The sequence below is a fragment of the Sphingomonas sp. 28-62-20 genome (assembly GCF_002281505.1).
The window spans coordinates 26,198-48,739 of the sequence record NZ_NCGH01000009.1; the positions used below are offsets into that span (position 1 = coordinate 26,198).

The following is a 22,542-nucleotide window of genomic DNA, read 5'->3' on the forward strand; positions in this document are numbered from 1 at the left end:
GCCTCTCCGGGGTCGGTGTGGTTTTTAAGCAAGGAGGCGGCGATGGCGGATCAGGGCAGGGCACAGCGGAGCAGCGGCAAGGGCGGTGCTGGCAAAGCAAAGGCGAAGGGCAGGACAAAGCAGGATGCGCGCGCACGGCATGGTGCCCAAGCTGGCGACAGCGCAGGCGGAAGCGCGGCTTCGCGCGTGTCGCTGTATGACGAGGTAACGGCCAAGATCATCGCCCAGCTTGAAGCCGGTTGCTTCCCGTGGGCGCAGCCTTGGAGTTCGGCGGCGGCGGTGCCGGGATTACCCCGCAACGCCGTTTCGGGCCGAGCCTATTCGGGCGTGAACGTGCTTATCCTGTGGGGCGCGGTCATTGAAGGCTGTTACCCGTCGCAGGATTGGTTGACCTTCCGGCAGGCTTTGGCCGCTGGCGGGTGCGTCCGCAAAGGTGAGCGCGGGCATACGGTGTTTTATGCCGACCGCTTCACCCCCGAAGATGGGCGCGAGCAGGGAGAAGAAGCGGAGGGCGAACCTCGCTCCATTCCGTTCCTCAAACGCTTTGTTGTGTTCAATGCCGCGCAGTGTGACGGACTGCCCGCACGGCTGACAGCCGACCCCACGCCGCTACCGCCCCGCGAACAGCATGAACGCGCGGAAGGCTTGATTGCCGCCACGGGTGCGGATTTCCGCATTGGCGGCGCACGCGCCTTTTATGATCTGGGCGGCGATTATGTGCAGGTGCCGCCGCAACCGGCATTCACCCACCAGATCGACTTTTACCGGACGGCCCTGCACGAGCTAGGCCATTGGGCGGGGAGCAAGGAACGGCTGGCGCGTGAGCAGTCAGGATGGTTCGGTTCGGCGCTTTATGCCCGCGAGGAACTTTGCGCCGAATTGGCGTCAGCCTATCTTTGTGCTGCGCTTGGGATCGTCCCCACCGTTCGCCACGCCGATTATCTCGGTTCGTGGCTGGCCGTGTTGCGCGCCGATAATCGCGCCATTTTCAAGGCGGCGTCCCAAGCCAGCAAGGCGGCGGATTTCCTCTTGGCCTTCGTTCGGGACAGCGAATGCACCTTGGCGCGCGCGGCATGAGCGCCGCGCTCCCCGCCCAAGACCGGCTTGCGTCCGAGCAAACGCCGTTCGGTGAGCAGACGCTTGTTTATGGGGTTGTGCCGATCACTCCCCGCGACCGGCTCGCCATCCGCGCCAATGCGCCGCTGGAGCCGCGCAAGCCCCAGCGTCCCGCCGATCACGGCCTGTTCGATACCAACGCCCGCAACCAGATCGAGATGTTTTGAAAGGAGCGGTCCCATGCTTTTGCTGACCCAAGACTTACGCGCGCGCCTGATCGCCAATGCCGCTGCCCATCACGAAGCAATGCAGCGCGGTTTGCGCGAACCTGACCCCGCACCCGTGGTCAAATTCTTCAACCCTTGCGGTGCTGCGACGTGGCTGTTTTCCGAACTCGACGCCGACGGTGACACGCTGTTCGGGCTATGTGATTTGGGCTTCGGCTGCCCCGAACTGGGTTCGGCGAGCCTGACCGAGATCGCGGCGGTGACGCTGCCGCTGGGCCTCACCATCGAGCGCGACCTGTGTTTTGAAGGCCGCTTCCCGCTGACCGTTTACGCCGATGCGGCCCGATTGATCGGGCGCATCACCGAGAAGGAAGCGCGGCTTGAGGCCGCAGCCGCCGCCCGCGCCAACGAGCTTCCGTCGCCTTGATCTCCCCCGAGAGATTCAAGGTTGCGGCAGACCCCGCGCGGGATCGTCCCGCACGGAAAACCGGCCCCATCCTCACTGCCCCCCAAGATGCCCCGAGGATGGGGCCACCCACAAGCGAAGGAGTAAGTGACATGCACATCGACCATATCCCGCTCGACCGGCTATCGGTTTCCAAAGCCAATATGCGCAGCGGCAAGAAGCCGCCCGACATTACCGACATCTTGCCATCTGTCATCAAGCGCGGCGTGATTTCGCCGCTGTTCGTGCGGCCCAATTGCAACCCCGGCCATTTCGAGATCATCGCGGGCAAGCGCCGCTATTTCGCCAGTCTTGAAGCCGCGCGGCAGGGCAAGGATGACGTGACGCTCCCTTGCATCACCCTGGGTGAAGGCGACGATGCCGAGGCGCTGGAAGTGTCGATGATCGAGAATATGCTGCGGCAAGCCCCCGATCAGGTCACGCAATGGGAAAGCTACACGCGGCTTGTGAAGGAAGGCCGCAGCGTCGAGGATATTGCCGCGACCTTTGCGCTCACGCAATTGCAGGTGAAGCGCATTCTGGCGCTCGGCAATCTTTTGCCGCGTATCCGCGAAGCCTTCCGTGCCGAAGAAATTGACGCGGCCACCGTCAAGCACCTTACGCTTGCGACCAAGGCGCAGCAAAAGGCGTGGCTGGCGCTATTTGAGGATGCAGACGGCTATGCCCCGCGCGGAGCGCAGCTGAAAGCATGGTTGTTTGGCGGTGCCTCAATCTCAACCAGTGTGGCGCTGTTCGACCTCGGCAGTTTTGACGGCCCCATCGTCAAAGATATGTTCGAGGATGATGGCTATTTCGCCGATGCCGATCAGTTCTGGGCAGCGCAGTCCGCCGAGATCGAGCGGCGCAAAGCCGCCTATCTCGAAGACGGGTGGAGTGCGGTCGAGATCGTCCCTGCCGGTGTCTATTTCCAGTCGTATGAATATGAAAAGACGCCCAAACGCAAAGGCGGTCGCATCTATATCGACGTGAACGGCAAGGGCGAAGTGACGTTCCACGAGGGCTATCTGACCCGCAAGGAAGCGCGCAAGCGCGAAGACGGCGGCAGTGACGGGGCCAAGCAGTCCGCACCCGCGCGGCCCGAAATCACCTCCGCCATGACCGGCTATATCGACCTGCACCGCCATGCGGCGGTGCGGTCGGCATTGGCGGCGCAGCCGTCGCTGGCGCTTCGCGTCATGGTCGCTCACGCGATTTGTGGTTCGCCGCTGTGGCGGGTGGAGGTGCAGAGCCAGCGGTCACGCAATGAGGCCGTGACCGAAAGCGTTGAGGCCTGCGTTGCCGAAGCCCGCTTCGACGAGCGCCGCCGCGCAGTGCTGTCGGTGCTGGGGTTCGATCCTGAATCGCCCGAAGTCACGAAGGGCCATGAACCGATCGAGGGCATCACCGGCCTGTTCGCGCGGCTTCTGGAAATCCCCGATTGCACAGTCATGGAGATATTGGGCGTTGTCATGGCGGAGACGCTGGCGAGCGGGTCGTGCCTGATCGAAAGCGTCGGTCTGCATATCGGCATCGACATGGCGGACTATTGGCTGGCGGATGCGGCCTTTCTTGACCTTATCCGCGACCGCGAGGTGCTGACCGCAATCTTGCGCGAAGTCGGCGGCGATACCGTGGCGCAGGCGCATGTCGCGGAGAAGGGCAAGACGATCAAGGGCGTCATCAATGACTTCCTGACCGGCGAGAATGGCCGCGCCAAGCGCGATCATTGGGTGCCGCGCTGGATGGCGTTCCCGCCCACCGCTTACACCGAGCGGGGCGGGGTGGCGACGGTGGCCGCTGCCAACCGCGTCAAGTGGCAGGCGGAGGCCGACGAACAGACCGATCCCGATCCAGAGGCTGCCGCCTTCTTGCCGGAACCCGGCAACGATGCGGATGAGACAGCCGAGGTGCTGGACGCGGACGAGGCCGAGGTCGAACCCGAGCGGCAGGCGGCGTGACGAGCGGAGGCGGCGGGAAACCGCCGCCTCTTGCTTTGCTTTATTAGCGCGCTTGCGCGCGCGTCATATGGGAGAATTGGTCATGGCTGACCGTGTATCTGCGAGCATCGTGATTGGTGGTGCGGTATCGTGCGATCAGTATCAGGCGCTCTGCGCCTTGATCCGGGATGAAACCCAATGCACTGAATGGGACGGCGACCCGTTCAGCCCGGACGCGCACGTCGAGGGGGAACCGCTGTCCCTCTATGCCCATGAGGTGTCATGGGGCTCCTTCAATGCGCTGGAGCAATTTTGCGGCACCAACGGCATTGCCTATCACCGCTGGTCAGGCTCATGCCCCGGCAGCTTTGGCGCTGAACGCATTATCTTTGACGGCAAGCATGGGCCATTCAACTATTCGGTCGATGAGGACGATCATGTCGTTTTGCACGAACAGACCATCACGCAGCTTGGATCGATCCGCGCCATCCACGCCTATCTCAAACCGGCATCGTTCGCGGTGCCGCCCTTGGTCATTGCCGATTGAGATACCGTGCCGCTTGGAGCAATAATGATAGGACATGTTGCGCTGTGGTGGTGGTGGAGAGCGCGTCCAGTGGGTGAGAACCCTGCAAGGAGGGCGCATATGCTCGTTGGATTTGCCCTGATCGCCGTAGCCGTGCTGCTATGCTGCGCCTTACTCGTCACCCTTTCGATTTATGCGCTGCCGCTCTTTTGCGGAATTACAGTCGGCATCTGGGCCTTTGACAGCGGCGCGGGCTTGATTGCCGCGCTGGTGGCAGGCTTCGGCATTGCGGTTGTAACACTGGCAACCGCGCATATCCTGATCGCCACGATCAAATCGCCGGTGCTGCGCGCACTGATCGCGCTCACCTTCGCTGCCCCTGCGGCCTTTGCCGGATACCATGCCGTGCATGGTATTGCGGCGGCCGCCATGCCGCCGACCGCGTGGCAGCAGATCCTGTCCTGCGCGGGAGCGGCGCTGATCGGCGCGATGGCCTGGAGCCGTGTTGCGGCGACCCCGCCGCGTTCGCCGAACCCATCAATCAGGTAAGCTGACCCAAAGCCCCGCCCGGCAGAACCGGACGGGGTATGATTGCTTGTCATCGGACCCGCCCGGACGGTGCGAGGCGGCGCATCAGCGGATGGAGCAGCCGCTTCATCACCGAACAGGTTGGCGAAGAGCGGTGCGAGTTTTGGGATTACCTCGTTGCCGACATCAGGATCGGCCTTCGGGCTTTGACGGGTGGTGCCCTTCCGATTGCGGCGCGGCCGAAGCGGAGGTGTATGGCGCTCCCACTGTCTCGCGCATCTACTAAGAACAACGATGCGCCCCTGATTCTGCGTATATCATCGGCAGCGATCTCGCGTGGGGTTTACGCAAACAGCGCGAATGACCGAACGGATTTGCCAGAATTCCTTGCCCGGATGCAGCGATGCCCACCCCATACGGCCTCTTCGAATGGCTTTGGTTGCAGGGGTCGGCTGCGCCTCTTGCCCCCTTGCTGCAACGGTTAGCCCCAAGTTTCTTCCCCTGCGGTGGCCACCCCATCGCTAACGCGACGGGAACCCCGACCACGCGCATTCCTCGCGAGACAAGAAACATGTGTCCGCACCGTCCTCCGCTGCGCTGCGGCCTTTCAGGTGCAGCAGGTGCAAGCCCCTGCCTGTCACCAGCCATCGAGGCCGCGATGGGCGCGGGCTCGAAGCATCGAAGGAAAATATCATGGCAAATATCGGTTCATTCACGAAGACTGGCGAAACGTACAAGGGCGAGATCGTCACAATGAGCGTTCAGACCAAGAACGTCCGCATCGTTCCCGAAGACGCCCGCGACAATGAAAACGCGCCCACCCACCGGGTCTTTGTCGGTCGCGCCGAAATCGGAGCCGCCTGGGCCAAAACCTCGAACGAAGGCCGCGCCTATCTGTCGGTCAAGCTCGACGATCCCAGCTTCACCGCACCGCTCTTCGCCAACCTGTTCGATGATGAAGATGGCAAGACTTTCAACCTCATCTGGTCGCGCGCACGCAGGTCAAACGGCGACTGATCGAACGCATCATACCCCGCCCGGCTCTGCCGGGCGGGGCTTTGCGCTGTCGGCGGCGCGCAAAATTTAAATCGCCGCTGAGTATCGCAATTCGACGAATACCTAATATACTGGGTGGCAATATACTAGGGAGACCGGCGACCTCCCGCGCATGAAACTCCGGGAGATCGTCGCCAGAAATTTACGCCAGTTGCGCAATGCCAAAGGCTTGTCGCAAGAGGAACTCGCCGACCGTGCCGACATCAATCGCAACTATGTCGGGCTGCTGGAGCGTGAACAACACGCAGCCACGGTTGATATGCTGGAGAAGCTCGCCGCAGTTCTGGAGGTCGATCCGATCGATCTTCTGCGCAGCAAGGATTGATCGGCAGGCACGCAAAAGGCTGTATTCTTGCCATAATCGGCTTGCCCCTTTCGCGGGGGAAGCTTCCCCTTCCCCAAAGCTATGCAAGTCGCTCCAATTTGGTGGGATTCATGCTATACTCCTAATCATTCCGAAGGGAATGAATGCGAGAATGAAGGCATGACGATTCCTGCCTTTCAGGACGAGCCGCCGCAGACACTGCGGGTCAATAGCTATGACGAACGTCATTTTGCGACCTATCTGCGATTGCTCGATGCAGCGGCTGAAAATGCCGACTGGCGCGAGGTGGTGCGCATCATTTTCGGCCTCGATCCTGAAAAGGAGCCCGAGCGGGCGAAGACCGTCCATGATAGCCATCTTGCCCGCGCATTGTGGATGTCGAACACCGGCTACCGGCACCTGCTCGAACCGCGTTTGCAATAGCGTGTTCTTGAAAGTCAGGTAAAAATACCCGCCTATTCATACAGATATTCTTCCCAACGCCACATAGCTGCACGAATGTTTGGGGGCTTCTCTCGGATTCCCCTGCGGCAATGATTCGCCGCCTTGGTCTGAACAGGGCCGTGGGTGGAGTGAGCGTATGCGCAACCAGTCCGATTGGCGGTCTCCGGCGACCCAGGAACAATTTGCAGATTTCGACTATGCCGATTGCGCGCAGGAATTTGTCCGCCGCAGCCCTGACTATCGCCAGGACTATGAACTGACCAGGACGCTCATTGCGGCGGGCGGCATCGACGAACGACATGAATGGGAGGTGCTGGCCCGGCGGTGGGGCATGATCTTTCCCATGTGCTCCCGATGTCACGGCAAAGGATGCACCCGTACTTTGGGAACCGGTCTTGTCACCGACGACCATCATCCTTGATGCAGCACCCCCGGATTTCGCCGAACCGGGTGAAATCGACGTTGGAGCGCTTGGTACCATAGTCGCCGACCATGAAGCGGCAGATGGTCGCCACATGGTCATCACGGCTGCGGCCGGAACGTACCGCTTATGGCTGCGCGACCCGCGTCCGGGTGTATCGCTTGCCGTGACCATTCCAGTAGATCGGGTCTTTGGCTTGCGGATCGCCGCGATCACCCGGTTTGAACAAGGGCTGCGCGGCCTGGCCTGCGGCCGACCGCCGCGAGATTATCTGCCGACCGCATTTCAACGCGGCCGCCTCTTTCTACTCCTCAATCTGCTGGATGCCGAAAGGGCGGGTGCAAGCCGACGCGAGATGGCATCCGCGTTGCTCTATCGCAATGGCGCGTCGATGGGCCGTGCGGAGTGGAAGGGCTCGTCGCAGCGCCGCCGCACCCACCGCATGATCGACGAAGCCAAGCATATGATGACGGGCGGATACCGCGATCTGCTGCTTGGCCGCTGATGTTCGGCCTTCGGCCAAGGGGGTGACATTTTCGACCCCTTCACTTTAACCACCCCTCCTACCTGCCCATTATCCGCCAGAAGCGCCTCCGACGCAGACCAACCGGCCCATTCTTGCCGGTTCATCACCGGAGGATCATCATGGACGCCATCCCTCATGCAACGACGCCGCGCTTCCTGAAAACGCCCGATGCGGCGATCCATATCGGTCTGTCAGCACGCACGCTTGAAAAGCACCGCTGCTATGGAACCGGACCGGTTTTCCGCAAACTTGGCGGGCGGATCGTTTATGCCATCGTCGATCTTGATGCCTGGGCCGACCTTGGAACCCGCCGTTCCACCTCGGATAAAGGTATCGGCACTGTCCATCCCGCCAAGCGGTTTCCCATCGATGCCGTGCGGCGCTGAGCGCGATCATGCACGCGCCGCGATCTTTGCACATCAACACGGATGCCCGCGTGCAGCTCGATCTGTTCCGCACGATCCCGGGTGATTTTGCGCCGCGCGATGCACAGGATCTGATGAGCTGGCCCTTCTTCAGCCTGGCCAAATCAAAGCGCGTGAAGCCGATTGATTTCGAGATGGGCACCGTCCGCGTCAACGTCGAAGCCACCCCCGAACACGGAATGGCGACAATCTGGGATGCCGACATTTTGATCTGGGCTGCCAGCCAGATCGTCGAAGCGCGTGACAATGGCCGCGAAACATCGCGGTTGATGGCAACGACGCCCCACGAGGTTCTGACGTTCACGGGGCGCGGTACTGCGGGGCATAATTATGAACGGTTAAAAGCCGCGCTCGACCGGCTCCAGTCGACCACCATTGCCACCTCAATCCGTCAGCCCTCGCAGCGCCGCCGTCATCGCTTTTCATGGATCAACGAATGGAAAGAGCGGCTCGATGGTGCCGGACGGCCACTGGGTATCGAGCTAATCCTGCCCGATTGGTTCTACAGCGCCGTCATCGATTCCGCGCTCGTGCTGACCATCGACCGCGCTTATTTTGACCTTACCGGCGGGCTTGAGCGCTGGCTTTACCGATTGGTGCGCAAGCATGGCGGCCATCAGACCGGCGGTTGGAGCTTCGATGTATCGCATCTTTATCTGAAGTCCGGCGTGCTGTCGCCGCGCAAACAATTTGCATTCGATCTGCGCCGGATCGTGCTGCGGCAGCCGCTTCCCGGTTACACTCTACGCCTCGAAACGACGCTGGGCCGTGAGCGGCTAAACTTCACTGCGCTCCCCGTTGATGCACTGGAAAAGGCCGCCCGAATTTTCGGGCTGGCGCCTGTGGATAAGCCATGACCCGGGTCGGCCTATCATTGACCGGTGAGCTCGGCCTTTCGTTGACCGCAGAGTCGGCCTATCGGAAACCGAAATGGGCCTTAACTCCCTGCAGATGCTGCGAAATTCTGCCCCTTAACTATGCTAACATAGAATCCTACGGATTCTTTCTAACGCAAAGTCGGGCAAGGCGATTTGTCGGTGTTCCGAGTTTCGCGGACTCGTTCCATGATTCGCGAACTGGTTTCCGAAATCGCGGACTCAACTCACAAACTTTGCACCCAGGGGGCTGTCACTCCCTTGGAAGTGCGGCCGCTCCTTCTGGGCAGCCCCATGTTGATGGCCCGGAATGCAAACCATCGCCATGTGACCATTTCACCCATGTCGAGCTATTCTGGCAGGAAGGCGTCCGGGAACATTGGCTGCGCTTCGGCAGGCAGGCAGGCGACCGGATCATAGATCGCCGCCGCCGTGTCGTCACCTTTGCGCCGGGCGCGATCTTCGCGTTCATCCGGTGGGCGGCGAACGACTATGGCACGGTCAGCTCAAACATCGACATCGTGCGCGCGGTGTCGCGCGGCGAGGCGTTTTCAACGCTGCCGCATGTCGATCCGGGCGGCGAGATCCTGTTGCACCTGCATGGCTGGCCGAAGGTCGTGCAGGTGCTGCGCGCCATCGACGCCATCGAGGCGCTCGGTATCGCGCCCGAAGACGTTGCTCCGGATCACTGGCGACACATCCACAACCGGCTCGCAGCAGGACTGCCGCCGCGCAGCTATTCGCTCGCCCGCCATCAAGCCTGGCTTTTGCGTGAAGGAATGACCTCATGAATACGCGGTTCGCGCTCATCGCCTTGGTCGTCATCACGACCACATCGGTGACCGCATTCTTCCCGCCGATCCCCCGTCTAGTCTGGAATGCCAGCCCCAGCGTTCCGGTTGGCCTTTATGTCATCAGACCCGCCAAGCATTATCAGCGCGGCGACTTGATCGCGGCCAATCCGCCCTCCTGGCTGGCCAAAACGCTCAGCAACCGCGGCTATTTGCCGCGCGGCGTGCCGCTCATGAAATTCATTGCCGCCACCATGCGCCAGCGGGTTTGCCGGTTTGGAAATCGCATCACGATTGACGGCAAGACGGCCGGGTTCGCGCGCGATCTCGACAGCTTGGGGCGTCCGCTCAGGACGTGGAAGGGCTGTCACACGCTGGGCGAAGGCGAGGTGTTTCTGATGAACTTCAATGTCAACGATAGCCTCGACGGGCGCTATTTCCAGACGTTCCCATCCACCTACATCGTTGGTCATGCCATGCCGGTCTGGACCGATGAAGCAGGTGACGGCCGCCATGTCTGGTTCGCCGACCCGCACCAGAAATCCCCCACATCTCACCCTGAAGGAGACTGACATGACCCAGATTGGCCTTTTTGAATCCATGCCCAACGGCTTTGCCGGACGCATTCAATGCCTCACAATCGATGCCGAATTGCGGATCGTTGAAACCGATCCCGGCGACGCCGAGAACGCGCCGGATTACCGGATCATGCTTGGCGATGATGACGATGCTGTCGAAGTCGGTGCAGGCTGGAAACGTGTCGGGGAGAAGGCGGGGAATTATCTCTCGCTGCTGATCGACGATCCGACATTGATCCAGCCAATCTACGCCAACCTGTTCCAGTCCGGCAGCGACCCCACGGCGCACATTCTGCTGTGGAACCGTCCGACGAAACGCAAGGGGCAGGGTTGAGCCATGCGTATCGCCCACACCAAGATGCTCGGGGTCTGCGTCGTCGCTGTTGCGTCCGCAACGCTCGTCGCCGAACCGGCATCCGCGGAGCAAGCATCCGTCGCGATATCACCCGACACCAATTGCGCTGCAACGGCTGTATCAGATGCCGCGCTGCGCTTTGGCATTCCCGAGCAGTGGATCTACGCTGTGATGCGCGCCGAAAGTGCGGGCCGCGTGAACGCGACCTCGCCTGTCGGGGCGATGGGATTGATGCAGATCATGCCCGCCACCTGGGCCGTATTGAGCACGCGTTACGGCCTTGGTGCCGATCCTTATGACCGCCGTGCCAACATCATGGCGGGTGCAGCCTATATCCGCGAGATGCACGACCGCTACGGCGCACCGGGATTTCTGGCTGCCTATAATGCGGGGCCGGGACGCTATGAAGCCTATCTCAATTCGGGCCGCGCGCTGCCCGCCGAAACCCGCAATTATGTAGCAAAGATCGCGCCAGCTCTTGATGGATCGCAGCGTCCGGTGAACATTTCCGTCGCACTCGATCCCTATGCCTGGACGCGCGCGGCGATCTTTGCACCGCGCGCGTCCAGCATCCCAACTGATGCTGTATCTGCGCCTCCCGCCCGTGTTCCGGTCGCTCCGCACACCTCCCTTGGCGGGCTGTTTGTCGTTCTTTCTGGTCATTCTTCGCAATGAATCTGCTCATGCAAGCCTGTCGCACTCTGGCGTGGAATGGCGCTTTGTCGGTGGGGTCTCAGGTTTTGGAGGTGGAGGGGAAGGGACGATGGCAAGATAAAAGAACGCACATTGCATGGTGTTTCTGGGGCGGTCGGCTCCTTGTTTTCCAAGGAGTTTGGGGATCACGGCGCAATGTGTGGCAAGGCAGCGCACATTGCGGCTTTCGCAGAAATGGCAGTTTTGCGCTGCCTTGCCACACATTGCGGCACGCTTAGCTGTGGACCGCGACAATGATTTGCGTATCCGGCCTGGGCGTATCCGATCCACCCGCGTTCAGCGCACCCGCCCGATTATCAACCAGGTGCTCGCTGCGACGCGCAAGGCTGGCGGCCATGTCACACGCAAGGGCACAATCTCATCGAGTAGCAATTCGCGCTTTGGTCGCGGCAAGGTGGCGAGTGTCGTTGCCATGCGCGGGGTATCCCATCGCTCGCGCAATGTGATCATCAAGGCGCGCGTGGTTCGGCAAGGGCGCACCCGGGGCGCCCTCGCAGCGCATGTCAATTATCTCCAGCGGGACGGCGTTACCCGAGATGGTGAGAAAGGCCGTCTGTTCGGCGCAGAGGGTGAAGAAATTGACCGCGATGTGTTCGCCGATCGCTGCGCCGATGATCGCCATCATTTCCGTTTCATCGTCTCGCCCGAGGACGCGATCGAGATGGTGGACCTCAAGGATTTCACCCGTGACCTCATGGTGCAGATGCAAAAGGATCTCGGCACCCATCTGGATTGGGTCGCTGTCGAGCATTGGAACACCGGCCAGCCCCATATCCATATTATCGTGCGCGGCATCGGAGATGATGCACGCGATCTCGTTATCGCCCGAGATTATATCGGTGAGGGAATGCGCGCTCAGGCTCGCAATCTTGTCACCCAGGAATTGGGCCTGCGCACAGACCTCGACATATCGCGCGCGCTCGAACGCCAGATCGACGTTGAACGCTGGACCAATCTTGATCGCAGCCTCACGCGAACGCTTGAGCGCGATGGCATGATCGACTTGGGCATCCCCGTTGATGGTCGGCCCGATGATTTCCATGTCCATAAAATGGGAAGGCTACACAAACTCGAACGCTTGGGGCTCGCTTCTGAAATCGACCCTGGAGTGTGGGTGCTGCACGACGATGCCGAAGCGAGTTTACGCGAGATGGGAACGCGCGGCGATATTATCAAACGAATGCACCGAGCACTTGGCGAGCGCGGAATCGAACGCGAGGTGTCTGCCTTTGAGCTTGAGCCCGATATTGCCCATCACAAGATCATTGGGCGCATGGTTGATCGCGGCCTTCATGATGAGCTGAATGGCACCGCTTACGCGATCATCGACGGTATCGATGGCCGAACCCATCATGTCGTTCTGCCTGACCTCGATGCGACCGGCGATGCGCATCCCGGCTCCATCGTGGAATTGCGTCAGTTTGAAGACCGGAAGGGGAAGCAGAGGGTAGCGCTGGCTGTGCGCTCGGAGATGGATTTGTCCGCGCAGATTGATGCCCCCGGCGTCACTTGGCTCGATCGACGTAACCTCGCCAGTGACGGTCATGATCTTGGCGGCGGGTTTGGCCGGGAGGTGGAGGCGGCGATGGAAGCGCGCGCCGAACATCTGATCGAAGAAGGATTGGCGCGCAGGCACGGGCAACGCATTGTCTTCGCCCGCGATCTTCTCGCCACGCTCGAACGCGGTGACATTGATAGGCAAGTGGAAAAGCTGGCCCGAGAAATTGGCCTGCCTCACCGCCGATCTCAACCCGGCGAATATGTGATGGGAACGGTGCGTGAGAGGATTACCCTTGCATCTGGGCGTTATGCCATGATCGACGATGGACTTGGATTCAGCCTCGTTCCCTGGACGCCATCGCTCGACAATCAACTCGGCAAACATATATCCGGCGTGATGCGCGATGACGGTGGGGTTGATTGGAGCTTTGGTCGCAAGCGTGAGCTGGGGGTGTGAATTGATGAATTCTGGCCGTTAACCGCCCGGAAACTCTGAGGTAACCGAAGAAGAGGCACTTCCTTTCGGCCATCTATCATCACAGTGCCGATCTGGGACCGTAACGCTTTGCTGACCTGGTCCACGCTCGTCGCCCTCGTTAAGATGTTTGACAAGGGCTCGGGCCTTATCTGGTGTGAACGATCGATCGCGGGGTTTATGAGAGCGATCCAGCACCCGATCCCGGGGTGACCGTCTTACGGGCCAGCGGGTAAGGGAATAGGAAGATTGGGCCAAGAATGAATTGCTGTATTTATTGCCACGAAGTGATGCTGGCTGAAGGCGAGGCGGGCGACCGCAAGCTCCGCCCCTCGCGCGAACATATAATTCCAGCTGCGCTAGGTGGACCGGATGCCCTGTGCACATTCGACGTTTGCGAAAGTTGCAACAGCACACTTGGCGAGACGACCGATGGCGACCTAATGCGCGAGCAGATTATCTCGATTGAGCGCCAGAAATTTGGACTTCCCGGCTATAGTGGCAGGATACCCGATGTAGTCATGAAGGCGAGGTCGATGCAGACGGGCACGGCATATGAGATGCGGATCCCGCCGGTCGGCGATGTGTCTTATGACACGCGACCTATTGTCGACAGAGCGGTCAATCCAGATGGATCTGAATGCGTGGAAGTGTCGGGAAGTCGCGAACAGGTCACCGGCATCGTTAAGGGAATACACGCCAAGGTAGCACGCACCGGCCGGAAGATGCTTAATCCTGACGGCAGCGAGGTAACGTCGGTCGAAGACAGCGTCGCCACCGCGCAAGCGCAGCATACGTCGGAGTTTAAGACCCGATTCGAGTTCAACGAGACGGTGGTCAGGCGCGGCATCATCAAGATCGCCTTCGGGTTCGCACATCTAGTGCTCGGTCCGCGTTGGACGTTCAGCCCCGAAGCCAAACCGCTTCGCAATGCGGCCTGGGGACAGGGCGACAATGAAAGTGTCGCCGCGCTCGTCACCGGGCTTAAAGTGCAGTTCCGGGACGTTCTTTTGCAATCGGAAGCGAATCGCGAATCGCGTCACGTCATTGCGCTCATCCCGACAGGCGAGGCGAAATTGATTGCAGTGTCGCTTTTCGGTGAGCCATTGTTGACGATGGCGGTTCGCCTGCCAGTAACAGCTGACCAGTGTGAACAGGGCGTCGTTTCGTCGAACCGAATGATGGTATCGACGCTTGCTGCCGGCGGCGACATCCAGTGGCTTGATCTCGCGGATTTCACCCGGCGTCTGATGGCGGCAGGCGGCACGACTATCGGAGAATAGTCCACGCGGCCTTCGGGTTACCACCAGCGCGTGCAGATGACCAATATGAGGCGCGAAGCAGTCGGTCCGCAGCCATCGAACGCAATCAATTCGCGCTCTCTACCCTACCACCTGTCTTTCTGCGCCATGCTACGATCCCGTCGTTTGTCCCTTGAATTCCCGCGATTACAAGCCTGACATTGGCCTTTTGTCAGGAGGCGACGGCCGTGACTGCAAGCAAAATTCTATGGGGGCAGGTATTAGCGGTATTTCTGATTGTGCTCCTGAGCATCTGGAGTGCAACCCAGTGGACGGCGGCATCGCTTGGGTATCAGGCAGAGCTTGGCACACCATGGTTCACCGCGCTTGGCCACCGGGTCTATTCGCCGCCATCCTTCTTTTGGTGGTGGTTCAGCTTCGACGCTTATGCCCCGCACATCTTCCAAAAAGGTGCCTATATCGCTGCCTCCGGCAGTTTCATTTCGATTGTGGTTGCCGTCGCAATGTCGGTCTGGCGCGGGCGGGAAGCCAGAAAGGCTGAAACCTATGGCTCGGCGCGTTGGGCACACCGGGGCGAAGTGCGCGCAGCGGGATTGCTCGGTGACGACGGCGTGGTGCTTGGCAAGCTCGGCAACCAATATCTGCGCCATGATGGCCCTGAACATGTGCTGTGTTTTGCCCCGACTCGCTCGGGCAAGGGTGTGGGGCTCGTGGTGCCTTCGCTTCTGACCTGGGCGGGATCGGCGATTGTCCATGACGTGAAGGGCGAAAACTGGAATGTGACGGCGGGGTTTCGGGGCAGCTTTGGCCGGGTGCTGCTGTTCGATCCCACCAATATGGAATCGGCAGCGTATAATCCCTTGCTCGAAGTGCGCCGGGGGCAATGGGAAGTGCGCGACGTCCAGAATGTCGCCGACATCCTCGTTGATCCCGAAGGTTCGCTCGAACGCCGGTCGCACTGGGAGAAGACGAGCCATAGCCTGCTGGTCGGTGCGATCCTCCATGTGCTTTACGCCGAAGTCGACAAGACATTGGCGGGCGTTGGCGCCTTCCTGTCTGATCCCAAGCGGCCCATCGAAACTGTCTTGGTTGTTATGATGACAACGCGCCATCTGGGCGACGCCGGGCCGCATCCGGTCGTGGCGTCGGCTGCGCGCGAACTTCTCAATAAATCTGACAATGAACGATCGGGCGTGCTTTCGACCGCCATGTCCTATCTTGGGCTCTACCGAGATCCGGTTGTGGCGGCCGTCACAAGGCGCTGCGATTGGCGGATTGCCGATCTGGTTGAAGGTGCGGCTCCGGCAACACTGTATCTGGTCGTTCCGCCTTCTGACATCAGCCGCACCAAGCCGCTGATCCGTTTGATCCTCAACCAGATCGGGCGGCGGTTGACCGAAGATCTGGACGCGAAGGACAGCCGTCACCGGATGCTGTTCATGCTCGATGAGTTTCCAGCGCTTGGACGGCTCGACTTTTTCGAGACCACGCTCGCCTTTATGGCCGGTTACGGGATCAAAGCCTTTCTGATCGCGCAGTCGCTCAATCAAATCGAGAAAGCCTACGGCCCCAACAATGCGATTCTCGACAACTGCCATGTTCGGGTGAGCTTTGCCACCAATGACGAGCGCACCGCCAAACGTGTGTCCGATGCACTGGGAACAGCCACCGAGATGCGCGCGATGAAGAACTATGCCGGCCACCGCTTGTCGCCCTGGCTCGGACATTTGATGGTGTCGCGTTCGGAAACCGCACGCCCGCTGCTGACACCGGGTGAAATCATGCAATTGCCGCCAAGCGATGAGATCGTCATGGCGGCAGGGATTCATCCGGTCCGGGCAAAGAAGGCGCGCTATTACGAGGATGCGAGGCTGAACGAACGTTTGCTGCCAGTTCCAAAAACGGATGCGTCCTGCCAGGAACCGAGCCCAGATGACTGGAGCAACCTGCCGTTACCGCTGCCGATCATCATACGCGCCGACAAGAAAAAGCCTGACGAAGCCGCAAAGCCGGAGACAGCACCGCCATCGCCACCTGCGCCACTGCCAGAAGGAGATGTTGGGGACGAAGAGGAAGATGGCGGGGATGAGGATGATAATTCGGGTGTGCGGCGTGAACCCGAGCTCGACCGGCATATGGATATTGCGCCCGAGCCAATACGCGGAAACGAGTTTGAACCCGATGCGCCTGTGCTCGATCCTGACAGCGAGAAGGCCAATCTCCTGCTGCGCAATTTACGCGACGTCGCGCGTCAGCGCGACATGGACATCGGATTCTAGGCCGTGAGAAAGCAATGCCAGTCGGTCTATCTTGAGCCCAAGATGATGGCCGCGCTCGCGGCCTATGCCGCGCGGCGCGGACAGTCACGTTCGCTTATTGTCGAAGCCGCGCTTGCCTCATTTCTGTCGCCTGACGATGACGAACGCCGCGAGGCGGTGCAGGCTAAGCGCATGGACGCGGTTGACCGCCGCTTGTCCCGGGTCGAGCGGGACGTTGGCATCAATGTCGAGATGATGGCCTTGTTCATCCGATTCTGGCTGTCGAACACGCCCACCCTTTCGGAGGGCGAGCGCGCCGCGCGCCAGAAACTCGGCGGGGACCGCTATGATGGGTTCGTTGCGGCTTTGGGGCGCAGACTCGCCAAGGGGCCGAAGGTCTATCAAGAGCTGTCGGAGGACGTTCCGGCGCAAACGGGCTAGGCACAAAACCGCCGTTTCCCTGTCTTTCTGCGCTACACTACGCCGAACACAAATAGCTGTTGCAGTTCGCAATTTCCTGCGTCTCTTACTCAGCCTCGTTGCGCAGGCCTCATTTGGCCGAGCCAAACATGAGGCTGAATATGAGCGTTGTCCCTATCAGGTCCGAAGCAGCATCGCGCGGTGCGCGGATGCTGCGCACGGCCCTTGGGCCGGCGATTGCTACCTGGCTGGAAGACCCCGCGATCATCGAGGTGATGCTCAATCCAGACGGACGGCTTTGGATCGACCGGCTGGGAGAAGGCTTGGCCGATACCGGCGACATGATGTCCGCCGCCGACGGCGAGCGCATCATCCGGCTCGTTGCCCATCATGTCGGCACCGAGATCCATTCCGCGTCTCCGCGCGTGTCCGCAGAATTGCCGGAAACAGGAGAGCGGTTTGAGGGGCTGATCCCGCCCGTCGTTGCGGCCCCGAGCTTTGCGATCCGCAAGCCCGCCGTCGCGGTGTTCACGCTGGCTGATTATGTCCGCGCGGGGATCATGTCGGAGGGCCAGGCCGACATATTGCGCACGGCTGTTGCCACCCGCCAGAACATTCTGGTCGCAGGCGGCACGTCGACCGGCAAGACCACGTTGACCAATGCGCTCTTGGCCGAGATCGCCAAAACCAGCGACCGTGTTGTGCTGATCGAAGATACGCGCGAGCTGCAATGCACCTCGCCCAATCTGGTGGCGCTGCGCACCAAAGACGGCGTTGCGACGCTGTCCGATCTTGTCCGCTCGGCACTCCGTTTGCGTCCCGACCGCATTCCGATCGGCGAGGTTCGGGGCGCCGAAGCGCTCGATCTGTTGAAAGCCTGGGGCACCGGGCATCCGGGCGGCGTCGGCACGATCCATGCGGGCTCTGCGATCGGCACGCTGCGGCGGATGGAGCAGCTCATTCAGGAAGCGGTCGTCACCGTGCCGCGTGCGCTGATCGCCGAGACCATCAACATCATCGCCGTGCTGGTGCGCGACGGCAACGGCCGCCGCCTGGCCGAACTCGCCCGCGTCGAAGGGCTCGGGATCAGCGGCGATTACCAGATCACGCCGATCATTTCTGACAATTCATCCCCCTCAACTGGAGACCTTGCATGATCCACCAACTTACCCGTGCACGCCGTCATATCGGCACGCTCTGCCTGTCAGGCATCGTTGCGCTGACGCTGGCGTCCCCTGCCTATGCCGCAGGTTCCTCCATGCCGTGGGAAGCGCCGCTGCAAGCGATTCTTGAATCCATTCAAGGCCCGGTCGCCAAGATCATGGCGGTGATCATCATCATCGTGACCGGCCTGACCCTGGCGTTCGGCGACACGAGTGGTGGCGGCAAGCGGATGATCCAGATCGTCTTTGGTCTGTCGATCGCCTTTGCCGCTAGCTCCTTCTTCCTGTCCTTCTTCTCGTTCGGCGGCGGGGCGCTCATCTGATGAGCGCCGCCCATGATCCAGCTACTGCCATCGCGGGCTATTATGTGCCCGTTCACCGCGCGCTGACCGAGCAGATATTGCTCGGCGGTGCGCCGCGCGGCCTCGCCATCGCCAATGGCACGCTGGCCGGCGCGGTCGGGCTGGGATTGCGGCTGTGGCTCGTAGGTCTGGTGATCTGGGGCATCGGCCATGTTCTCGCGGTTTGGGCCGCCAAGCGCGATCCGCAGTTCGTCGATGTCGCCAGGCGGCATCTCCGCTTCCCCAGCTTCATGCGCGTTTGAGAGGCTAGCCCCATGTTTTCCTTACGCGAATACCGCAACCGCACCGCAGGCTTGGCCGACTTCCTGCCCTGGGCAGCGCTGATCGGCGAAGGCGTGATCCTGAACAAGGATGGCTCGTTCCAGCGAACCGCGCGTTTTCGCGGACCTGATCTGGATTCTGCAACGCCCGCCGAACTGGTCGCCACGACCTCGCGGCTCAATAACGCGCTGCGCCGCCTGGGATCAGGCTGGGCGATCTTTGTCGAAGCGGTGCGCCGACCCGCGCAGGATTACCCCGCAAGCAATTTCCCCGATGCAGCGTCGGCATTGGTCGATCTGGAACGCGCCGAACAATTTGCCGAGGAAGGCGCGCATTTTGAAAGCGCCTATTTTCTGACCCTGCTCTGGATTCCGCCCGCCGAAGATGCGGCGCGCGCGGAGAACTGGCTCTACGAGGGCCGCGCGCAAACCGGCGTTGATGCAGGAGCGCAGGTCGCGAGCTTCATCGACCGCAGCGACCGCGTGCTGCAGCTGGTGGAAGGCTTTGTCCCCGAGGTTGCCTGGCTGGATGACAGCGAAACGCTGACATATCTGCACAGCACCATCTCGACCAAGATCCAGCGCGTCCGCGTTCCCGAAACCCCGATGCACCTGGATGCCCTGCTTGCCGATGAACCACTGACCGGCGGGCTTGAACCTCGGCTTGGTAATCAACATTTGCGCACGCTCACGGTCATCGGTTTCCCGAGCCAGACCCATCCGGGCCTGCTCGACGAGATGAACCGGCTGGCTTTCCCGTACCGCTGGTCAACCCGCGCGATCATGCTCGACAAGAGCGACGCAACCAAGTTGCTCAGCAAAATCCGGCGGCAATGGTTTGCCAAGCGCAAGTCGGTTGCAGGCATCCTCAAAGAAGTGATGACCAACGAAGCATCGGTGATGCTCGACAGCGATGCGTCGAACAAGGCCGCCGATGCGGACATGGCGCTCCAGGAGCTTGGTTCCGACAATGTTGGCCAGGCCTATGTGACGGCGACGGTAACGGTGTGGGACGTCGATCCCAATATTGCAGCGGAGAAGTTGCGGCTCGTTGAGAAGGTGATCCAGGGCCGCGACTTCACCGTGATCGGCGAGGGCATGAACGCGATCGAGGCATGGCTCGGGAGCTTGCCTGGCCATGTTTACGCCAATGTCCGTCAGCCGCCGATCTCGACGCTCAATCTTGCCCATATGATCCCCTTGTCCGCGCTTTGGGCTGGGCCGGAAGGAGATGCGCATTTTGGCGCGGCACCGCTTTTCTATGCCAAGACAGAAGGATCTACCCCGTTCCGCTTTTCGCTTCATGTCGGCGATGTCGGTCACACGCTGATCGTCGGGCCGACGGGGGCGGGTAAATCGGTATTACTCGCGCTGATGGCGATGCAGTTTCGCCGTTACGCCGATGCGCAGGTCTTTGCCTTCGACTTCGGCGGCTCGATCCGCGCCGCCGCCATCGCGATGGGCGGCGACTGGCAGGATCTTGGCACGAGCTTGTATGACGGCGCTGCGGGATCGGTATTTCTGCAACCTTTGGCGCGGATTGACGAGCCAGCGGAGCGCAACTGGGCTGCGGAATGGCTGGCAGCGATCCTGACGGGTGAAGGCGTTACGGTCGATCCGCAGGTCAAAGATCATCTCTGGTCGGCATTGTCATCGCTTGCCAGCGCCCCGGTGCAGGAACGCACACTCACTGGGCTGGCCGTATTGTTGCAGGCCCATGAGCTCAAGCAAGCGATCGCGCCGTACTGTGTCGGCGGGCCATATGGCCAGTTGCTCGATGCGGAATCCGAGCGGCTCGGGGAAGCCCGCATTCAGGCGTTCGAGACCGAAGGCCTCACCGGATCGGGTGCCGCTCCTGCTGTTCTCTCCTATCTGTTCCACCGGATCGAAGGGCGGCTCGACGGATCGCCGACACTGATCATCATCGACGAAGGCTGGCTGGTGCTCGACAGTCCGGCGTTCGCGGCCCAGCTGCGCGAATGGCTCAAAACGCTGCGCAAGAAGAACGCCAGCGTCATCTTTGCGACCCAGAGCCTAGCGGACATCGAGATCAGCAGCATCGCACCAGCCATTATCGAAAGCTGCCCGACGCGGATATTCCTGCCCAATGAGCGCGCCATCGAACCGCAGATACTGGCGATCTACCGCCGCTTTGGGCTGAATGACCGCCAGATCGAGATTCTGGCCCGCGCGACCCCCAAGCGCGATTATTATTGCCAGTGCGCTGATGGCAACCGGCTGTTCGAACTCGGCCTCGGCGATGTCGCGCTCGCGTTTACCGCGACGTCTTCCAAAACCGACCAGCTTCGCATTGCTGAACTTGTCGCCACACACGGTGCCGCCGGCTTCGCCGACGCATGGCTGCGGCACCGAGGTGCCGCGTGGGCGGCTGATATGTTGCCGTCCCCCCATCCTATTCCCCCAGCCCAAATGGGCCAACCTAAGGAGTAACTGCCATGAAGTTTTCCCGTTTCCGTGATGCGCTTGCAGCCGGTGCCGCCGTGCTGTCGATGACCGCAACCGTGCTGGTTCCGGCACCCGCCTATGCCCAGTTCGGCGGGATCGTCTACGACCCCAGCAACTATTCGCAGAACATCCTGACCGCCGCGCGGACACTCGAGCAGATCAACAATCAGATCAAATCGCTCCAGAACGAAGCGACATCGCTGATAAATCAGGCCAAGAATCTGACGACCTTGCCGCTGACCGTGCTGGCGCCGCTGCAAGCGCAGATCCGCCAGACCCAGCAGCTTTTGGCCCAGGCCCAGCGGATGGCCTATGACGTGCAGCAGATCCAGACCCAGTTTGCAGCCCAATACAAGAATATCGACCTGACCGCCCCGCAAAAGGCACTTGTGGCAGGCGCAGAAGATCGCTGGAAAACCAGCGTCGGTGCGTTTGAAGATGCGCTGAAGGTGCAAGCCGGTGTCGTCGGCAATATCGAAGGCGCGCGCACGTCGATGAACGAGCTGGTGACAGCCAGTCAATCGGCGACCGGCGCGCTTCAGGCGGCCCAGGCCGGTAATCAGCTCCTCGCCCTTCAATCGCAGCAGCTCTCCGACTTGACCGCGATGATGGCCTCGATCGGGCGGGCGCAGTCTTTGGACGCGGCGCAGCGCGCAGCGGCGCAGGAACAGGGCCGCGAGCAGCTCCGCCGCTTCCTGACGCCGGGCACGGGTTACAAACCCGGCAACGCCTCGATGTTCCGCAACTAGGAGGCGGGTTCCAGTGGAAAGCAAAACCATCGCGCGCATCGGCGCAGCCGCCTTTGTCGGTGTCGTCATCACGATGACGGCGCTGCAGATGCGGGATGCGCCAGCACCATCACCCGAGACCGAGATCGTCACGCTGGACGAGGAAGGTGTCGACCCGCTGCCCGCTGAACTGCGCCGCTGCCAATCCATTGGTGCGGCGGGCGCGAATGATGCGGCGTGCCTGCGCGCATGGGCGGAGAACCGTAGCCGGTTCTTCATGTCGAATCTGCCGGACGATCCACAGGCGGCGAATGGTCTGGAGGCGGTCCCGTTTGGCAATGACTCAGGTGTCAGCGCAGGCAACACCGATGCGGCCGCCACATCCTCTGTAGCACCACAGCCGGACGGGATCCGCTGAC

Annotated in this window: 27 protein-coding genes and 1 pseudogene; all 28 read left to right on the top strand. The window is 61.1% G+C overall.

Annotation, left to right across the window (positions count from 1 at the left end; all coding sequences use genetic code 11):
• Window positions 1-42: 42 nt before the first annotated feature.
• Window positions 43-1,077, top strand: a complete 1,035-nt coding sequence (locus B7Y43_RS09030; RefSeq protein ID WP_374131315.1) for an ArdC family protein — start codon at window positions 43-45, stop codon at window positions 1,075-1,077.
• The gene (locus B7Y43_RS09035) at window positions 1,074-1,283 is read left to right on the top strand and encodes a hypothetical protein (protein WP_374131316.1); all 210 of its coding nucleotides are present in this window, start codon (window positions 1,074-1,076) and stop codon (window positions 1,281-1,283) included. Before B7Y43_RS09030 ends, B7Y43_RS09035 begins: the two co-directional genes overlap by 4 nt.
• Window positions 1,284-1,296: 13 nt before the next feature.
• Window positions 1,297-1,710, top strand: coding sequence for a DUF2958 domain-containing protein (locus tag B7Y43_RS09040; RefSeq protein ID WP_374131317.1), 414 nt, complete (start codon window positions 1,297-1,299; stop codon window positions 1,708-1,710).
• 131 nt (window positions 1,711-1,841) lie between these two features.
• Window positions 1,842-3,686, top strand: coding sequence for a ParB/RepB/Spo0J family partition protein (locus B7Y43_RS09045; protein WP_374131318.1), 1,845 nt, complete (start codon window positions 1,842-1,844; stop codon window positions 3,684-3,686).
• An 82-nt stretch (window positions 3,687-3,768) separates the two neighbouring features.
• The gene (locus B7Y43_RS09050) at window positions 3,769-4,212 is read left to right on the top strand and encodes a hypothetical protein (protein WP_374131319.1); all 444 of its coding nucleotides are present in this window, start codon (window positions 3,769-3,771) and stop codon (window positions 4,210-4,212) included.
• Between the two features lie 99 nt (window positions 4,213-4,311).
• The gene (locus B7Y43_RS09055) at window positions 4,312-4,740 is read left to right on the top strand and encodes a hypothetical protein (RefSeq protein WP_374131320.1); all 429 of its coding nucleotides are present in this window, start codon (window positions 4,312-4,314) and stop codon (window positions 4,738-4,740) included.
• Between the two features lie 672 nt (window positions 4,741-5,412).
• Complete coding sequence (locus tag B7Y43_RS09060) at window positions 5,413-5,736, top strand: DUF736 domain-containing protein (RefSeq protein WP_374131321.1); 324 nt, start codon at window positions 5,413-5,415, stop codon at window positions 5,734-5,736.
• Window positions 5,737-5,887: 151 nt separating this feature from the next.
• Window positions 5,888-6,100, top strand: a complete 213-nt coding sequence (locus B7Y43_RS09065) for a helix-turn-helix domain-containing protein (protein WP_374131322.1) — start codon at window positions 5,888-5,890, stop codon at window positions 6,098-6,100.
• A gap of 159 nt (window positions 6,101-6,259) precedes the next feature.
• Entirely contained in the window at window positions 6,260-6,523 is a 264-nt protein-coding gene (locus tag B7Y43_RS09070; protein ID WP_374131323.1) for a DNA -binding domain-containing protein, read from the top strand.
• Between the two features lie 157 nt (window positions 6,524-6,680).
• Entirely contained in the window at window positions 6,681-6,965 is a 285-nt protein-coding gene (locus B7Y43_RS09075) for a transcriptional regulator domain-containing protein (RefSeq protein ID WP_374131324.1), read from the top strand.
• Window positions 6,940-7,470 carry a DUF2285 domain-containing protein gene (locus tag B7Y43_RS09080; RefSeq protein WP_374131325.1) on the top strand — a complete coding sequence of 177 codons (531 nt, stop codon included), beginning with the start codon at window positions 6,940-6,942 and terminating at the stop codon, window positions 7,468-7,470. The genes B7Y43_RS09075 and B7Y43_RS09080 overlap by 26 nt, the downstream gene beginning before the upstream one ends.
• Before the next feature lie 140 nt (window positions 7,471-7,610).
• The gene (locus B7Y43_RS09085; RefSeq protein ID WP_374131326.1) at window positions 7,611-7,877 is read left to right on the top strand and encodes an AlpA family transcriptional regulator; all 267 of its coding nucleotides are present in this window, start codon (window positions 7,611-7,613) and stop codon (window positions 7,875-7,877) included.
• A gap of 8 nt (window positions 7,878-7,885) precedes the next feature.
• A complete protein-coding gene (locus tag B7Y43_RS09090) occupies window positions 7,886-8,773 on the top strand; it encodes a replication initiator protein A (protein ID WP_374131327.1) in 888 nt (295 codons plus the stop codon).
• Window positions 8,774-9,027: 254 nt separating this feature from the next.
• Window positions 9,028-9,582: a DUF2840 domain-containing protein gene (locus B7Y43_RS09095; protein WP_374131387.1), complete on the top strand. Its 555-nt coding sequence runs from the start codon at window positions 9,028-9,030 to the stop codon at window positions 9,580-9,582.
• Window positions 9,579-10,154 (top strand): S26 family signal peptidase, encoded by a 576-nt coding sequence (locus B7Y43_RS09100; RefSeq protein ID WP_374131328.1) that lies wholly within the window; start codon window positions 9,579-9,581, stop codon window positions 10,152-10,154. The genes B7Y43_RS09095 and B7Y43_RS09100 overlap by 4 nt, the downstream gene beginning before the upstream one ends.
• A gap of 1 nt (window position 10,155) precedes the next feature.
• The gene (locus B7Y43_RS09105; protein WP_374131329.1) at window positions 10,156-10,494 is read left to right on the top strand and encodes a DUF736 domain-containing protein; all 339 of its coding nucleotides are present in this window, start codon (window positions 10,156-10,158) and stop codon (window positions 10,492-10,494) included.
• Between the two features lie 3 nt (window positions 10,495-10,497).
• Window positions 10,498-11,190, top strand: a complete 693-nt coding sequence (locus B7Y43_RS09110) for a lytic transglycosylase domain-containing protein (RefSeq protein ID WP_374131330.1) — start codon at window positions 10,498-10,500, stop codon at window positions 11,188-11,190.
• A 259-nt stretch (window positions 11,191-11,449) separates the two neighbouring features.
• Complete coding sequence (locus tag B7Y43_RS09115; protein WP_374131331.1) at window positions 11,450-13,186, top strand: relaxase/mobilization nuclease domain-containing protein; 1,737 nt, start codon at window positions 11,450-11,452, stop codon at window positions 13,184-13,186.
• Between the two features lie 308 nt (window positions 13,187-13,494).
• Window positions 13,495-13,641: pseudogene (locus B7Y43_RS09120) on the top strand (HNH endonuclease); the annotation flags it as partial.
• Window positions 13,642-13,647: 6 nt separating this feature from the next.
• A complete protein-coding gene (locus B7Y43_RS09125) occupies window positions 13,648-14,487 on the top strand; it encodes a hypothetical protein (RefSeq protein ID WP_374131392.1) in 840 nt (279 codons plus the stop codon).
• Window positions 14,488-14,693: 206 nt separating this feature from the next.
• Window positions 14,694-16,745 carry a conjugal transfer protein TraG gene (locus tag B7Y43_RS09130; RefSeq protein WP_374131332.1) on the top strand — a complete coding sequence of 684 codons (2,052 nt, stop codon included), beginning with the start codon at window positions 14,694-14,696 and terminating at the stop codon, window positions 16,743-16,745.
• 42 nt (window positions 16,746-16,787) lie between these two features.
• Window positions 16,788-17,165 carry a CopG family transcriptional regulator gene (locus tag B7Y43_RS09135; RefSeq protein WP_374131388.1) on the top strand — a complete coding sequence of 126 codons (378 nt, stop codon included), beginning with the start codon at window positions 16,788-16,790 and terminating at the stop codon, window positions 17,163-17,165.
• A 140-nt stretch (window positions 17,166-17,305) separates the two neighbouring features.
• Window positions 17,306-18,301, top strand: coding sequence for a P-type conjugative transfer ATPase TrbB (gene trbB, locus B7Y43_RS09140; RefSeq protein ID WP_374131333.1), 996 nt, complete (start codon window positions 17,306-17,308; stop codon window positions 18,299-18,301).
• Window positions 18,298-18,630, top strand: a complete 333-nt coding sequence (locus B7Y43_RS09145) for a TrbC/VirB2 family protein (protein ID WP_374131334.1) — start codon at window positions 18,298-18,300, stop codon at window positions 18,628-18,630. The genes trbB and B7Y43_RS09145 overlap by 4 nt, the downstream gene beginning before the upstream one ends.
• Window positions 18,630-18,911 carry a VirB3 family type IV secretion system protein gene (locus B7Y43_RS09150; protein WP_374131335.1) on the top strand — a complete coding sequence of 94 codons (282 nt, stop codon included), beginning with the start codon at window positions 18,630-18,632 and terminating at the stop codon, window positions 18,909-18,911. Before B7Y43_RS09145 ends, B7Y43_RS09150 begins: the two co-directional genes overlap by 1 nt.
• Before the next feature lie 12 nt (window positions 18,912-18,923).
• A complete protein-coding gene (trbE, locus tag B7Y43_RS09155; protein ID WP_374131336.1) occupies window positions 18,924-21,380 on the top strand; it encodes a conjugal transfer protein TrbE in 2,457 nt (818 codons plus the stop codon).
• Window positions 21,381-21,385: 5 nt separating this feature from the next.
• The gene (gene trbJ, locus B7Y43_RS09160; RefSeq protein WP_374131337.1) at window positions 21,386-22,144 is read left to right on the top strand and encodes a conjugal transfer protein TrbJ; all 759 of its coding nucleotides are present in this window, start codon (window positions 21,386-21,388) and stop codon (window positions 22,142-22,144) included.
• A 13-nt stretch (window positions 22,145-22,157) separates the two neighbouring features.
• Window positions 22,158-22,541, top strand: coding sequence for a putative entry exclusion protein TrbK-alt (gene trbK-alt / locus B7Y43_RS09165; protein WP_374131338.1), 384 nt, complete (start codon window positions 22,158-22,160; stop codon window positions 22,539-22,541).
• The last annotated feature ends 1 nt before the right edge of the window (window position 22,542 follow it).

What these genes read in the sequence shown, in the direction of transcription:
- B7Y43_RS09030 (WP_374131315.1), top strand. Translation starts at nt 43, where the DNA reads ATGGCGGATCAGGGCAGGGCACAGCGGAGCAGCGGCAAGGGCGGTGCT.
- B7Y43_RS09035 (WP_374131316.1), top strand. Translation starts at nt 1,074, where the DNA reads ATGAGCGCCGCGCTCCCCGCCCAAGACCGGCTTGCGTCCGAGCAAACG.
- B7Y43_RS09040 (WP_374131317.1), top strand. Translation starts at nt 1,297, where the DNA reads ATGCTTTTGCTGACCCAAGACTTACGCGCGCGCCTGATCGCCAATGCC.
- B7Y43_RS09045 (WP_374131318.1), top strand. Translation starts at nt 1,842, where the DNA reads ATGCACATCGACCATATCCCGCTCGACCGGCTATCGGTTTCCAAAGCC.
- B7Y43_RS09050 (WP_374131319.1), top strand. Translation starts at nt 3,769, where the DNA reads ATGGCTGACCGTGTATCTGCGAGCATCGTGATTGGTGGTGCGGTATCG.
- B7Y43_RS09055 (WP_374131320.1), top strand. Translation starts at nt 4,312, where the DNA reads ATGCTCGTTGGATTTGCCCTGATCGCCGTAGCCGTGCTGCTATGCTGC.
- B7Y43_RS09060 (WP_374131321.1), top strand. Translation starts at nt 5,413, where the DNA reads ATGGCAAATATCGGTTCATTCACGAAGACTGGCGAAACGTACAAGGGC.
- B7Y43_RS09065 (WP_374131322.1), top strand. Translation starts at nt 5,888, where the DNA reads ATGAAACTCCGGGAGATCGTCGCCAGAAATTTACGCCAGTTGCGCAAT.
- B7Y43_RS09070 (WP_374131323.1), top strand. Translation starts at nt 6,260, where the DNA reads ATGACGATTCCTGCCTTTCAGGACGAGCCGCCGCAGACACTGCGGGTC.
- B7Y43_RS09075 (WP_374131324.1), top strand. Translation starts at nt 6,681, where the DNA reads ATGCGCAACCAGTCCGATTGGCGGTCTCCGGCGACCCAGGAACAATTT.
- B7Y43_RS09085 (WP_374131326.1), top strand. Translation starts at nt 7,611, where the DNA reads ATGGACGCCATCCCTCATGCAACGACGCCGCGCTTCCTGAAAACGCCC.
- B7Y43_RS09090 (WP_374131327.1), top strand. Translation starts at nt 7,886, where the DNA reads ATGCACGCGCCGCGATCTTTGCACATCAACACGGATGCCCGCGTGCAG.
- B7Y43_RS09100 (WP_374131328.1), top strand. Translation starts at nt 9,579, where the DNA reads ATGAATACGCGGTTCGCGCTCATCGCCTTGGTCGTCATCACGACCACA.
- B7Y43_RS09105 (WP_374131329.1), top strand. Translation starts at nt 10,156, where the DNA reads ATGACCCAGATTGGCCTTTTTGAATCCATGCCCAACGGCTTTGCCGGA.
- B7Y43_RS09110 (WP_374131330.1), top strand. Translation starts at nt 10,498, where the DNA reads ATGCGTATCGCCCACACCAAGATGCTCGGGGTCTGCGTCGTCGCTGTT.
- B7Y43_RS09125 (WP_374131392.1), top strand. Translation starts at nt 13,648, where the DNA reads ATGCGCGAGCAGATTATCTCGATTGAGCGCCAGAAATTTGGACTTCCC.
- B7Y43_RS09135 (WP_374131388.1), top strand. Translation starts at nt 16,788, where the DNA reads ATGATGGCCGCGCTCGCGGCCTATGCCGCGCGGCGCGGACAGTCACGT.
- trbB (WP_374131333.1), top strand. Translation starts at nt 17,306, where the DNA reads ATGAGCGTTGTCCCTATCAGGTCCGAAGCAGCATCGCGCGGTGCGCGG.
- B7Y43_RS09145 (WP_374131334.1), top strand. Translation starts at nt 18,298, where the DNA reads ATGATCCACCAACTTACCCGTGCACGCCGTCATATCGGCACGCTCTGC.
- B7Y43_RS09150 (WP_374131335.1), top strand. Translation starts at nt 18,630, where the DNA reads ATGAGCGCCGCCCATGATCCAGCTACTGCCATCGCGGGCTATTATGTG.
- trbE (WP_374131336.1), top strand. Translation starts at nt 18,924, where the DNA reads ATGTTTTCCTTACGCGAATACCGCAACCGCACCGCAGGCTTGGCCGAC.
- trbJ (WP_374131337.1), top strand. Translation starts at nt 21,386, where the DNA reads ATGAAGTTTTCCCGTTTCCGTGATGCGCTTGCAGCCGGTGCCGCCGTG.